Genomic DNA, 12,293 nt, shown 5'->3' on the forward strand with positions numbered 1-12,293 from the left:
GTGTCAGGTCGTCCTGAAGCGCAGCACGCCGTCGGTTGTTTCGGCGATCAGCCGTCCCTCGACCAGCATGTAATTGACGTGCGCAATCAGTTCTCCGGCGGCAAAGCCCATCTGGTGCACGTCGAGCACGTGCTTGTGGAAGACCACCGGCACCAGTTCCTTCGAGGTTTGCGGAATTTCGCGGCAGGCGTCGGCGATCAGTCCGCAGCGTTCCTCGTGATGATCGGCCAGTTGCTTGATGCGGGTTTTCAGTCCGTAGAACGGCACACCGTGGCCGGGCAGCACCAGCAGATCATAGGGCAGCGTGGTGGTGAGGCTGGCCAGCGAAGCCAGATACTCGCCGAGTGAATTCTGGTCGGGCTCGACCGCCCAGACGCTGACATTGGGCGAGATCTTGCTCAGCACCTGATCGGCCGACAGGAAAAGCTTGTCGGCGGCGCAATACAGCATCACCTGGTCGAGCGCGTGGCCGCCGCCGGTGATGACCTTGAAGCGTCTTGTGCCGATGGAAACTTCGTCGCCATGGGAGATGCGGCGATAGGACGGCGGCAGGGTGGAGACCCGCTTCAGGTAATCCTGGCCGCGGCCGAGCAATTTATCGGTCAGGTCCTCGTCCATGCCGTGACGGCGGAAGAACAGGCGCTGCGCATTGCGCCGATCCTCGGTGCCGCGGTTCTGGTGATAGACCGACTGCAGATATTCCACCTGCGACATCTCGAGCGGACAGTCGAAGCGGTCAACGATCCAGCCGGCGAGACCGACGTGATCGGGATGCGAATGGGTCACGATCAGCCGCGTCACCTTGACGTGGCTGAGCGGTCCCTCGAACAAAGCGGTCCAGGCCGCGATGGTTTCCTCGTTGCCGAAACCGGCATCCACCATCGCCCAGCCGTCGCCGTCGGCGAGCAGGTAGATGTTCACGTGGTTGAGGCGGAACGGCAGCTTGAGCCGGACCCACAACAGGCCGGGCCTCACCTCGACGACCTGATCGTGGCCGGGGTGGCTTTCCCAGGGGTAGCGCAACGCCTCGGCCGAGGACGGTACCATGTCTGTTTTGGAATGCATCGCTCAGGTTTCGCAATTGTCGCTATCGGCTTAACCGCACAATCGACGCGGCGCCAGCCGAAAAAGCAAAGGTGGCCTCGGACAAAACACATGGGTCGCATGGGGTATTGGCCGCGGGCGGGCCGACGCCGTCATTCCGGGGCGTCGCGCCAGCGACGAACCCGGAATCTCGAGATTCCGGGTTCGAATTTCTACGCCGCCCGGATGTTGGACAGGAAGGCGTCGATTTCCGATCGCAGCACGTCGGCCTCGCGGCGCAGGGCCGCGGATGCGCTCAGCACCTCGCCGGCGGCAGCGCCGGCCTCCGCGGACGCGGTGGAGACCCCGACGATGTTGCTGGAAACCTCTGACGTGCCGCCGGCGGCATGCTGAATATTGCGGGCGATCTCACGCGTCGCCGCACCCTGCTCCTCGACCGCCGTGGCGATCGCGGCGGTCACCTCGTTGATCTCCGAGATCGTCGTGGAGATGTTCCTGATGGCGCCGACCGCCGAGGCCGTCACCGTCTGCATGCTGGCGATCTGCTGGCGGATTTCGTCGGTCGCCTTCGCGGTCTGGTTGGCGAGGCTCTTCACCTCGGAGGCGACTACGGCAAATCCGCGGCCGGCCTCGCCGGCGCGGGCGGCCTCGATAGTGGCGTTGAGCGCGAGCAGATTGGTCTGCGAGGCGATGTTCTGAATGAGGTCGACCACGACGCTGATGCGGCCGGCGTTGTCGGCGAGCCCCTGCATGGTGGCGTCGGTGGTGCCGGCATTATCGACCGCCTTGCGGGCGATTTGCGCCGAAGTCACCACCTGGCGGCCGATCTCGGAGATCGATGACGACAGTTCCTCGGTGCCCGCGGACACCGTCTGCACGTTGACCGAAGTTTCCTCGGCGGCGGAGGCCACCGCGCTCACCAGCGCGCTGGATTGATCTGATGTCACCGACATGGCCTGCGCCGTGGTCTGCATCGAATTGGCCGAATTCTGCAGGGTGTCGAGCGCGGTGCGGACGGTGGCCTCGAATTCGACGATCCGGGCCTCCATCCGCGAGGCACGCTCGGCCTTGGCGATGCGGTCCTTGTCCTGATCGGCACTCAGCGCGCGGGCCTCGATCATGCTCTCGCGGAACACCTGCAGCGAATCGGCCATCGCTCCGATCTCGTCGTGCTGGCTCGAGCGATAAATTTCGGTCGCGAGATCGCCGCTCGACAGCACCTGCATCGAGCGCTGCAAATTGCCGATCCGCCGCAGGATGTTGCGGCCGACATAAAGCCATACGAACAGCACGGATCCGATCAGGGTCGCCGCCCCCAGCGCCTGCATGACGATGGTCGCCAGCGAAATTTCCTTGCGGGCCTGCCCGGTCGATGCGTCGGTTTCGCTTCGCACGCCCTCGACGAGCTGCTGCACGCTGATGCCGAGGCCGACATTGAGCTTGCGGCTTTCTTCGAGAACGGCCTGGCCGTAATCGGCGGCGTCGAGTTCCTTCTGGCGGATATTGAAGACCCCGGTCTTGCCTTCGCTCAGCCCCATCACGCCCATGGCCGCGGTGCGCAGCGCAGTGGTCGAAGAGCCGTTGGGCAGCAGGTCGAGATTCTTCTTGACGCGCTGCTGCGCGGTGCGGAATTCTTTCTCGATGGTCTCCAGCGCGTCGCTAGAGTCGGACGACAGCGCCGATATCAGGTTGAACGCCATGAGATTGCCGCCGGCGACGATGTCGCCGAGCTGCTCGACGACCTGCTCCGCCTTGGTCGCTTCGTCCTGGGAAAAGTCGGGGGCGCCGAAAATGCCGTTGAGCTGGGTCTGCGCGCCGACCATCGCCGGACCGGCAGCCTTTACGAAGGCGGTCTGGGCCGCGCGTACGGCGACGTAGAGCTTGTCATGCTGGACGCCGGTCTCGAGGCGCTCGCGCGCCGCGTTGCCGAGGCTCTGGATCATTTCGTCGATGTTCTTCACGGTCTCGGCGAGGTTTGCCACCACCGTCTTGTCGGCGCCGAGCGCGGTGATCTCGCCGAGCTTGGCCAGCGTGACCGCCTGGGTTTCCTTCATCTTCCTGGCGCGGTCTTTCAGGATCTCCTCGCTCTGCGAGGCCAGCAGTGCCGGTCCCTGGCTGGCGAGGCTTGCGCTCTGCTCGGAGAGCTGCAGGCTGGCCGCGAGGCGGGGGATGTCCCGGCCGCTCAGCTCGACCATCGCCCCGCCGAGATGTCCGAGCAGCATGCCGGCGCCGACGCTGATGACGATGGCCATGCCCGCGATCACTGCGAAGGCGGCAAACAGGCTGCCCCTCACTCCCCAACGCGGACGCAGGCGACCCAGCAGTCCGCCGAGCCTGGTCGTGACGAGCCTACCGATCTTGAATTGCAACGCCATGCCGTCCCCGCCCACATCTTCTGGATGAATCTTCCGGAACAGTATCTCGTTACCGGGTTAACAAAATTACGGGATTTGACCTGCCGCCCAAAATTTGTGGGCCGACAACAAAAGGCGCGGCTGGCGCCTATTCCGCGATCCGGTATTTCCGCGAGATCGGTCGGCAGCGCTCAGTACCTTGCCGCGGTCGAACCCAGGTTGAAGCGATAGTTCAGGCCGGCCTTCAGGCTGTGCTCATCGTTGCTGAATGTGCCGAACGGGACCAGCGCGGCCGGCGCGACGAAGCGGCTCTTGCCGAAATCGTAATACTGATACTCGGCCTTGGCCGACCAGTTCGGCGTGAACAGATACTCGATGCCGCCGCCGACGGTGTAACCGTCGCGATGATCGCGATTGAGCGTGAAAGCGACCGGAGCGCCGCCGAATGTCAGCGTTTCGTCATGGCTGGAATAGGCATAGCCGCCCTTGGCGTAGAACAGCGCCGGACCCCAGGAGTAGCCGAGGCGGCCGGTGACGGAGCCGAGCCCGCGCTGGTTGTTGCTGTAGACGAAGCCGGCGGGGAAGATCGAACCGATCTTGTTGCTGCTGAGCCAGGAATACTGGCCTTCGATGCCGACGACGAAATTGCCCGCGAACTGAAAGTCAGCGCCGACCTGAACGCCGCCAAGGAACCTGGCGTCATAATTGCTCAGCGCGAGTCCGCCGAAATTGGTGCTGCCGCTGAAGGCGCCGCCGGCGTGACCGCCGAGGTAGAAGCCGGTCCATTGGTAGATCGGCGCTGCATAGGCCGGCGCCCGGCCATATGGGCGAGCCCCGAGATCGGCCGCGACGGCCGGCACGCTCGCGCCGAGAACGATAAGGACGGCGATACCGTGCAAGATACCTGGCAAGATACTTGGCATGAGCTTCATGATGCAGTCTCCGACGAATTCTGGCGGGCGGCGCTGTCCGTGCCTTCCATGCCGCGGAGTTAGACGGCATTTTAATAAAATGCCGTGACCAGATCGCCCAGGCGGAGCCTGCCGGGAGCCAACCGTTCGCCTTGCTTAATGAAGCCCTAACGAAAAAAGGCCGGCATGAAGCCGGCCTTTCGTCGATGCCGCGTGAGACTGCAGATCAGTAGCGTGCAGCAACCGGGGCGCCGCCCATGTTGAAGCGGTAGTTGATGCCGGCCTTGACGGTGTGCTCGTCATGCCGGGTGCTGCCGAACTGGGTCAGCACAGCGGGCGTCACGAAGTTGGTCTTGCCGAAGTCGTAGTACTGATACTCGACCTTGCCCGACCAGTTCTGCGCGAACATGTATTCCAGACCGGCGCCGACGGTGTAACCGTCATGATGGCTGCTGTTGGTCGAGAACGCCTGCGGCACGCCGCCGAACGTCAAAGACTGATTGTAGTCGGAATAGGCGTAGCCGCCCTTGACGTAAAGCAGAGCCGGACCCCAGGTGTAGCCGAGACGGCCGGTCACCGAGCCGAGGCCACGCTGGTTGTGGGTGTAGGTGTAACCCGCGCCAGCGCCGGAGAACGCAACGCCGCTGTTGTTGCTGCCGAGCCAGGAGTACTGGCCTTCGATACCGAGCACCCAGTTCGGGGCGAACTGGTAGTCGGCGCCGCCCTGCAAACCGCCGAGGAAGCGGCCGTCGCTGTCGTTGTTGGTGGTGCCGAGGAACCCGTTGTTGCCGCCGAAGGCGCCGCCGACGTGACCGCCGATGTAGAAGCCGGTCCAGTTGTAGATCGGCGCGTACGCCGCGGGCGCTGCCTTGGTGTAGGGACGGGCTGCCATATCGGCTGCAAGTGCGGGCACGGTCGCGCCGAGAGCGATGAGGGCCACAGTACCGAGGAGGAAGTTCTTCATTAGTTGTAGTCTCCAGGAGTCATTTTAATTTTCAGATGAGCTGCGTTAGCGGCGTCGTCCATGGCGCGCACTTAGACAGCTTCCGCGCAGAATGCTGTCACCCATCGGTCACACCGACGATGTTCCGTTCGATTCGAATAACATCGATTTCTAGGTGCTTAATTAAAACTTAATGAACTCTAAATGAGGCCATAATCGCCGCTTGTTTTCGCTTCCTGCCTTGTTCATTGCGTCTTTCAGCGATCAAATATTCCACCAACGGCATCTCGCGCGAACGAAGATTACGCATTCGATGGCGTGTCTTCCGATCAGCTCGCAAAGCGCTTGCCCGACGATTTCGAGTCGGTGGTCACTTCGCCGTGATCGATGTCTACGAGCCATCGACGTGCGAATCATCGATGGGATTTGCTGAAGAGAGAAATCGCGTGACGCGAATCAGCAGCGCAATGCGCGTGACCATCTCAGCCAAGGCGGCGACGGACCTCGTCGCGCATCTGTTCGCGGAAGGCTTCCCGGCGCGCGGGTCTTTCCGTCTCGGGGACAGTGTGCCGGTCGAAGATGTTGAAATTGTCGAGGATCGGATGACGATCGCTGGCCATCGCCAGGACGCGGAGCTGTTCGGCAATCTGTTTGCTGGGACCGGTGACTTCCCACTTGCGTATCGTGTTGGCGCCGGTGTCCTCGGCGAGACCGCAAAGCTTCGCCATGTCCGCCGCCGACAGCGGCCTGCCGATGGCGTCAGCGATATCCTGGCGAAGCCGTTTCAGGTCATGGCCGGTCATGGTCGCGAATCAGTGGTCGGGTGCTGCATTTGCATGACCTGATCCACCGGCATCGTGGCATGATTGAGGTTCGACATGTTCCGGACCGGTCTTCCCGGTAGCGGCCCGCCACAAGATCAGAAATTCCTTCAGCGAGGGATCCGGTAACCGAGCGACCAATATCCCCTCAACGACCGCTCCTGATGAAGCCGAAGTCCCCATTGTTCGTCCCTGACAAGAGGAAAGAAGCGAATGCGTGTGTCGCTCATCCATTGGATGACGGTCGAGGAGGAACTGTCGGAGTGTGTTGCTTCATAGGTGCCAGAGGTTCTCACATCGACGGTGACGTGGAAGCTCTCCTTCTCCCGATCGGCGATGTTTTTTTCCGCAACTTCCGAGACTTCTTCGTCGATGTCGTCCGAACGACGCGGCCAATCGAGATTCAGGATGAGTCCGCCCCAAGATAGCTGGATGGGGAGCGGTTCAGGGACAGCCGCCGCATGATCCGCGCTTGAAGATCAGTAAGGGCCATTACGCGCGCTCCACATGGGAAAGGAGTTCGTGTCCAAGCGCGAAAGCCCGGGCGTCGCCCCTCTCGATCATCGCCTTTGCCACCACGCGCGCGCGAGCCCGAAGATTGGGTAGGCGATCAAGATCGACATTGTCCAGAATGCGGACCCTGTATAGCGCCAGCGCTTGATCGAACGCCGCCTGCAGATCCTTGGCGTTTCGATGATCGGCTCTCAGACGTTCAGCCAGACGAAGCACATCGTCCCGTGCGGACGAAGGTACCAGAACCTCCACTCTCACAAGATCCGCGGTACCCCCGGAACGACGGTATTTCTCAATGCGTTTTCGGGCGGACATGACATTTCCTGTTTGAATTCAATATATTGTCCGTATCCCGGATACGCAGCGACAAGATGGAATTAACCACCCCAATGGATAAGGGGAGTTGTGGATGTGGGAGAGCCCCGTATCGATACCAACAACTGCAACAAGCTGCGTTAGGCGCATGCCCCGCCCGCGCGGCTGGCGATGATGAGAAGGCTTGATTTCGCAGGAAGAACTGGTGCTGCCAGACAGGATTGAACTGTCGACCTCTCCATTACCAATGGAGTGCTCTACCACTGAGCTACGGCAGCATGCTCCGGACACGAGAATCGGCCCAAAAGGACCCCAACAGAGCGGGCCGATCCTTGCCACAAGCCCCCCGCCTGCGCAAGCGCGGGAGAGGCCTGACAGGTCCTCAAAACGGCGCTGGATCGCCGTGGCGAACTCAACTGGCCGATTGCGGGCCGATTTGGTTCCCGTTTCCTCCCAAGGTGCTGCGGACCGGGGTCCAATCTATCATTGCATGGGGTTGTTTTCGCGATTTTTGCCCAGGCCCCCGAATGCCCCCATGGTGGCAGGCAAGGAGCACAAAGTTGCCGCCGCCGCGGTCATAGGTCTATTGCTCGTGCGTACGCTCCCCGGTCCCGCAGGTTGACGATGACGGATGACAAGGACAGAGGCAAAGGCCGGCCCGCCGGCAATTCGCGGCAGGACCGGCTGAAACTGGCGCTGCGGGAAAATCTCAAGCGGCGAAAGTCGCAGGCGAGGGGACGCAGCGATGCGCACGCCGCACCTCGCGATGACGCCGGCGCCTCCCTACATGACGAACTCGATAAGAAACCGGGCGACTAGCTGCTTGCGGCGGCCCGGAGGAAATGATTGACCGCGGGCGCTGTGGCCCCGGACATGCTTGAAAGCTTACAAGGGTTTTCCGCACGGAATGCCGAGGGCGCGTTGCGCGAATGCCTGATCGATCCCCATGTAACCAGCGTGCTCTCGGTCGGGCGCAGCCCGGCCGGCCAGCAACACCCAAAACTCCGCGAAATCGTTCACTGCGATTTCAGGGATTTCACGGCGATCGAATTCGACCTGTCAGGATATGACGCCTGTTCTTCTCTGGCACCTGATACGGCGCAAACCCATCAAATAGCCGCAAATTTCAAAGCTTTTGCCATCCGGGTGCCCTTCGCCCTATAGTTTATGCATAGCAAAAAGCGGGATTTGGCATGGATCGCATTCGCATCGTCGGCGGCAGCAAGCTCAATGGCACGATTCCGATCTCGGGCGCCAAGAATGCCGCACTGCCATTGATGATCGCGGGGCTCTTGAGCGAGGAAACGCTGATCCTCGACAACGTGCCGCGGCTGGCCGACGTCGTCAATTTGCAGCGCATTCTTTCCAATCACGGCGTCGATATCATGTCGGCCGGCAAGCGGCCCGGCGATCACGAATATCAGGGCCAGACTCTGCATATCTCGGCGGCGAGCATCATCGACACCACCGCGCCCTACGAACTGGTGTCGAAAATGCGCGCCAGTTTCTGGGTGATCGCGCCGCTGTTGGCACGGATGCACGAGGCCAGGGTGTCGCTGCCGGGCGGCTGCGCCATCGGCACAAGGCCGGTCGATCTCCTGATCATGGCGCTGGAGAAACTCGGCGCCGTCATCACCATCGACGGCGGCTATGTGATCGCCAAGGCGCCGGGGGGCCTGAAGGGTGCGGCGATCGACTTTCCCAAGGTCACCGTGAGCGGCACCCATGTCGCACTGATGGCGGCGACCCTGGCCAAAGGCACCACCGTGATCACCAATGCCGCCTGCGAGCCGGAAATCCTTGATGTCGCCGACTGCCTCAACAAGATGGGCGCGCGCGTTTCCGGCGCCGGCACGCCGCGCATCGTGATCGAGGGCGTGGCAAAGCTGCACGGCGCGCGGCACACCGTGCTGCCCGATCGAATCGAGACCGGCACCTATGCCATGGCGGTGACCATGACCGGCGGCGATGTGCTGCTGGCCGGCGCGCGGCCGGAATTGCTGCAATCGGCGCTCGACGTGCTGACCCGGGCCGGCGCTGACATCACAGCCGACAACAAGGGCATCCGGGTGGCCCGCAACGGGGCCGGCCTCAATCCGGTGACGGTAACGACTGCGCCGTTTCCGGGCTTTCCCACTGACCTGCAGGCGCAATTGATGGCGCTGATGGCCTGTGCCGGCGGCGCCTCGCATATCACCGAGACGATTTTCGAGAACCGCTTCATGCATGTGCAGGAGCTGGCGCGGTTCGGCGCGCGGATCAGCCTCGACGGCGAAACCGCCACCATCGACGGCATCGCCAGGCTGCGCGGCGCGCCTGTGATGGCCACCGATTTGCGTGCCTCGGTGTCGCTTGTGATCGCCGGGCTCGCCGCCGAGGGCGAGACCATGGTCAACCGGGTCTATCATCTCGACCGCGGTTTCGAGCGGCTTGAGGACAAATTGTCGGCCTGCGGCGCCACCATCGAACGTATCAGCGGGTAATGGTGACGACTCAGCTTAAATTGATTGCGCTCGACGCCGACGATCTCGCGGTGATCTCGGCGCATGTCCAGGACGCAAGGGTGCAGACCTCCGATATCGTCTGGCGGCAGGACGAAAAGCGGCTGGTGGTCGGCATGCTCCGGCTGGACTGGGAACAGACGCTGGCGGGGGAGACCGCGCCGCGCCGCCTGTTCGCGGCGCTGCGGTTCGACCGGGTGCTGTCGTGCAAGTCGCGCAATATCGATCTGGACGCGCCGCAAGCGGCTCTCGAACTCGTGGGAATCGAATTTCATCCCGGTGAAGCCCCCGGCGGCAGCGCGCTGCTGCTGTTCGCCCAGGGCGGGGCGCTGCGGCTCGACGTCGAGTGCCTCGAATGCGAGCTGACCGACCTCGGCGGCGACGATCTCGCTGGCGAACTCGACTAAGACGCGGAATCGGGGCTGGGGGCGTGAGAAGTCTGTCATTCCCGGGCGAGAGCGAAGCGAGCGAACCCGGAATCTGGGGATTCCGGGTCTGGTGCTGGCGCACCATCCCGGAATGACGGACAACCACCTCATCATCCGGGCTAAGGGTTGACGGCGGTTTGTCGCCGCGCCATTGAGCAGTAGTCCCTGGAAAGCCGCCATGCCCGTTCGTCTCGACCACAGCAGCGCCGATTTTGCCCGCCAATTCCAGGGTTTTCTCGGCGCCAAGCGCGAGGTATCGGCCGATATCGAGGCGGCGACCCGCGCCATTGTCGATGATGTGGCCGCGCGCGGCGACGCCGCGCTGATCGAGGCGACGCGCAAGTTCGACCGGCTCGAGCTAGATGCCGACGGCCTCCGGGTGACCTCAGGCGAAATCGACGCCGCGGTGAAGGCCTGCGATGCCAGAACGCTCGACGCGCTGGCTTTCGCCCGCGACCGCATCGAGGTGTTTCATGCGCGGCAATTGCCCAAGGACGAGCGCTTTACCGACGCGCTCGGTGTTGAACTCGGCTGGCGCTGGAGCGCGATCGACGCGGTCGGACTCTACGTGCCGGGCGGCACCGCGGCCTATCCGTCCTCGGTGCTGATGAATGCGGTGCCGGCACGCGTCGCCGGCGTGCCGCGCGTGGTGATGGTGGTGCCGTCGCCGGACGGCAAGCTCAACCCGCTGGTGCTGGCGGCCGCCCATCTCGGCGGCGTCTCCGAAATCTACCGCGTTGGCGGCGCGCAGGCGGTGGCGGCGCTGGCCTATGGCACCGCCACCATCGCGCCGGTGGCGAAGATCGTCGGGCCCGGCAACGCCTATGTCGCCGCCGCCAAGCGGCAGGTGTTCGGCAAGGTCGGCATCGACATGATCGCCGGCCCCTCGGAAGTGCTTGTCATCGCCGACGACACCGGCAATGCCGGCTGGATCGCGGCCGATCTGCTGGCGCAGGCCGAGCACGACGTCAACGCGCAGTCGATCCTGATCACCGACAGCGCGCGGCTGGCCGGCGAAGTCGAACAGGCCGTGCAATCGCAGCTCGCCACGCTGCCGCGGGGCGATATCGCGCGGGCCTCGTGGGATGCGTACGGCGCCATCATCCTGGTGAAAAACCTGGGTGAGGCCGTGCCGCTGGCCAATGCCATCGCCGCCGAGCATCTGGAGATCATGACGGCCGATCCGGAGGCGCTGTCGGCGCAAATCCGCAATGCCGGCGCGATCTTCCTCGGTCCCCACACCCCGGAGGCGATCGGCGACTATGTCGGTGGCTCCAACCACGTGCTGCCGACCGCGCGCTCGGCGCGGTTCTCCTCCGGCCTCGGCGTACTTGACTTCATGAAGCGAACGTCGATCCTGAAATGCGGACCGGACCAGTTGCGCTCACTGGGACCGGCGGCGATGACGCTGGGCAAGGCCGAGGGCCTCGATGCCCATGCGCGCTCAGTGGGAATGCGCCTCAACCTGTCATGACCAGACCCCTGCCAGACGAGGATTTCAACAATCGCATCGTGGCGGTCACGCTCGACGAGGAATCGATCGGGCGCTCCGGCCCCGATATCGAGCATGAGCGGGCGATCGCGATCTACGATTTGGTCGAGAAGAACCTGTTCGCGCCCGAAGGCGCCGACAACGGGCCGTTCACGCTGCACATCGGCATCACCGGCAGCCGGCTGATGTTCGACATCCGCCGCGAGGACGGCGCGCCCGTGGTGGCGCATCTGTTGTCGCTGACGCCGTTCCGGCGGATCGTGAAGGACTATTTCATGATCTGCGACAGCTATTACCAGGCAATCCGCACCGCCACGCCGGACAAGATCGAGGCCATCGACATGGGTCGCCGCGGCATTCACGACGAGGGCTCGCGCACCCTGCAGGAGCGGCTGAAGGGCAAGGTGCGGCTCGATTTCGAGACCGCCCGCCGGCTGTTCACGCTGATCACCGTTCTGCACTGGAAGGGTTAGTCTCCAATGGAGACGCCGCCGCGCGTACGCACCCCGCAGGCCGTGCTGTTTGCCTGCGGCCTCAACAGCGTGCGTTCGCCGATGGCCGCAAGCCTGCTGCAGCAGATGTTCCCGCAGGCGCTCTACGTCAAATCCGCCGGCGTCCGCAAGGGCGAGCTCGATCCGTTCGCGGTCGCCGCGATGGCGGAGCTGGGCCACGACATATCCCAACACAAGCCGACCACGTTCGAGGAACTCGACGACTGGGAGGGGCTGAATTTCGATCTCATCGTCACGCTGTCGCCGGAGGCGCATCACAAGGCGCTGGAACTGACCCGGACCATGGCGGTCGACGTCGAATACTGGCCGACCCACGATCCCACCGGCGCCGACGGCAATCGCGAGCAGAAGCTGCAGGCCTATCGCGAGGTCTGCGACTCCCTGTCGATGCGCATCCGCAAGCGGTTTTCCAGGGTGGGGGCCGCGAATGGGTGATCATCGTCATTCCCGGGCGATGCA

At 63.4% G+C, this 12,293-nt stretch carries 13 protein-coding genes and 1 tRNA gene; 7 read left to right on the forward strand and 7 right to left on the reverse strand.

Annotated elements, in window-relative coordinates; all coding sequences use genetic code 11:
• Positions 1-3 precede the first annotated feature (3 nt).
• The 7 genes from Q8N40_RS06020 to Q8N40_RS06050 form a co-directional block, all read right to left on the reverse strand.
• On the reverse strand, positions 4-1,065 hold the full coding sequence (locus tag Q8N40_RS06020) for an MBL fold metallo-hydrolase (protein ID WP_305322581.1): 1,062 nt from the start codon (positions 1,063-1,065) through the stop codon (positions 4-6).
• A 191-nt stretch (positions 1,066-1,256) separates the two neighbouring features.
• Positions 1,257-3,419, reverse strand: a complete 2,163-nt coding sequence (locus Q8N40_RS06025; RefSeq protein ID WP_305711165.1) for a methyl-accepting chemotaxis protein — start codon at positions 3,417-3,419, stop codon at positions 1,257-1,259.
• A gap of 170 nt (positions 3,420-3,589) precedes the next feature.
• Positions 3,590-4,309 carry an outer membrane protein gene (locus tag Q8N40_RS06030; RefSeq protein ID WP_371135627.1) on the reverse strand — a complete coding sequence of 240 codons (720 nt, stop codon included), beginning with the start codon at positions 4,307-4,309 and terminating at the stop codon, positions 3,590-3,592.
• Between the two features lie 226 nt (positions 4,310-4,535).
• A complete protein-coding gene (locus Q8N40_RS06035) occupies positions 4,536-5,273 on the reverse strand; it encodes an outer membrane protein (RefSeq protein WP_305322579.1) in 738 nt (245 codons plus the stop codon).
• A gap of 461 nt (positions 5,274-5,734) precedes the next feature.
• Entirely contained in the window at positions 5,735-6,055 is a 321-nt protein-coding gene (locus tag Q8N40_RS06040; RefSeq protein WP_305322577.1) for a hypothetical protein, read from the reverse strand.
• Between the two features lie 510 nt (positions 6,056-6,565).
• Positions 6,566-6,901, reverse strand: coding sequence for a hypothetical protein (locus tag Q8N40_RS06045; protein ID WP_305711166.1), 336 nt, complete (start codon positions 6,899-6,901; stop codon positions 6,566-6,568).
• A 203-nt stretch (positions 6,902-7,104) separates the two neighbouring features.
• Positions 7,105-7,179 (reverse strand) — tRNA-Thr (locus tag Q8N40_RS06050).
• A 346-nt stretch (positions 7,180-7,525) separates the two neighbouring features.
• Between Q8N40_RS06050 and Q8N40_RS06055 the strand changes: the two genes are divergently transcribed.
• The 7 genes from Q8N40_RS06055 (at position 7,526) to Q8N40_RS06085 (ending at position 12,269) form a co-directional block, all read left to right on the forward strand.
• Positions 7,526-7,720 (forward strand): hypothetical protein, encoded by a 195-nt coding sequence (locus tag Q8N40_RS06055; RefSeq protein WP_305711167.1) that lies wholly within the window; start codon positions 7,526-7,528, stop codon positions 7,718-7,720.
• 27 nt (positions 7,721-7,747) lie between these two features.
• Positions 7,748-8,065, forward strand: a complete 318-nt coding sequence (locus Q8N40_RS06060) for a hypothetical protein (protein ID WP_305711168.1) — start codon at positions 7,748-7,750, stop codon at positions 8,063-8,065.
• Positions 8,066-8,094: 29 nt separating this feature from the next.
• The gene (gene murA / locus Q8N40_RS06065; protein WP_305711169.1) at positions 8,095-9,384 is read left to right on the forward strand and encodes a UDP-N-acetylglucosamine 1-carboxyvinyltransferase; all 1,290 of its coding nucleotides are present in this window, start codon (positions 8,095-8,097) and stop codon (positions 9,382-9,384) included.
• Between the two features lie 2 nt (positions 9,385-9,386).
• Positions 9,387-9,809, forward strand: a complete 423-nt coding sequence (locus Q8N40_RS06070; RefSeq protein WP_305711173.1) for a DUF2948 family protein — start codon at positions 9,387-9,389, stop codon at positions 9,807-9,809.
• A 199-nt stretch (positions 9,810-10,008) separates the two neighbouring features.
• Positions 10,009-11,304: a histidinol dehydrogenase gene (hisD, locus tag Q8N40_RS06075; protein ID WP_305711170.1), complete on the forward strand. Its 1,296-nt coding sequence runs from the start codon at positions 10,009-10,011 to the stop codon at positions 11,302-11,304.
• Positions 11,301-11,795 carry a UPF0262 family protein gene (locus Q8N40_RS06080; RefSeq protein WP_305322570.1) on the forward strand — a complete coding sequence of 165 codons (495 nt, stop codon included), beginning with the start codon at positions 11,301-11,303 and terminating at the stop codon, positions 11,793-11,795. Before hisD ends, Q8N40_RS06080 begins: the two co-directional genes overlap by 4 nt.
• A 6-nt stretch (positions 11,796-11,801) precedes the next feature.
• The gene (locus Q8N40_RS06085) at positions 11,802-12,269 is read left to right on the forward strand and encodes a low molecular weight phosphatase family protein (RefSeq protein ID WP_305711171.1); all 468 of its coding nucleotides are present in this window, start codon (positions 11,802-11,804) and stop codon (positions 12,267-12,269) included.
• Positions 12,270-12,293: the final 24 nt, after the last annotated feature.

This window comes from Bradyrhizobium sp. (assembly GCF_030693485.1).
Taxonomy (GTDB): domain Bacteria; phylum Pseudomonadota; class Alphaproteobacteria; order Rhizobiales; family Xanthobacteraceae; genus Bradyrhizobium.

Bases quoted from the DNA above. Each gene is read 5' to 3' on its own strand.
- Q8N40_RS06020 (WP_305322581.1), bottom strand. From the start codon at position 1,065: ATGCATTCCAAAACAGACATGGTACCGTCCTCGGCCGAGGCGTTGCGC.
- Q8N40_RS06025 (WP_305711165.1), bottom strand. From the start codon at position 3,419: ATGGCGTTGCAATTCAAGATCGGTAGGCTCGTCACGACCAGGCTCGGC.
- Q8N40_RS06035 (WP_305322579.1), bottom strand. From the start codon at position 5,273: ATGAAGAACTTCCTCCTCGGTACTGTGGCCCTCATCGCTCTCGGCGCG.
- Q8N40_RS06040 (WP_305322577.1), bottom strand. From the start codon at position 6,055: ATGACCGGCCATGACCTGAAACGGCTTCGCCAGGATATCGCTGACGCC.
- Q8N40_RS06045 (WP_305711166.1), bottom strand. From the start codon at position 6,901: ATGTCCGCCCGAAAACGCATTGAGAAATACCGTCGTTCCGGGGGTACC.
- Q8N40_RS06055 (WP_305711167.1), top strand. From the start codon at position 7,526: ATGACGGATGACAAGGACAGAGGCAAAGGCCGGCCCGCCGGCAATTCG.
- murA (WP_305711169.1), top strand. From the start codon at position 8,095: ATGGATCGCATTCGCATCGTCGGCGGCAGCAAGCTCAATGGCACGATT.
- hisD (WP_305711170.1), top strand. From the start codon at position 10,009: ATGCCCGTTCGTCTCGACCACAGCAGCGCCGATTTTGCCCGCCAATTC.
- Q8N40_RS06080 (WP_305322570.1), top strand. From the start codon at position 11,301: ATGACCAGACCCCTGCCAGACGAGGATTTCAACAATCGCATCGTGGCG.
- Q8N40_RS06085 (WP_305711171.1), top strand. From the start codon at position 11,802: ATGGAGACGCCGCCGCGCGTACGCACCCCGCAGGCCGTGCTGTTTGCC.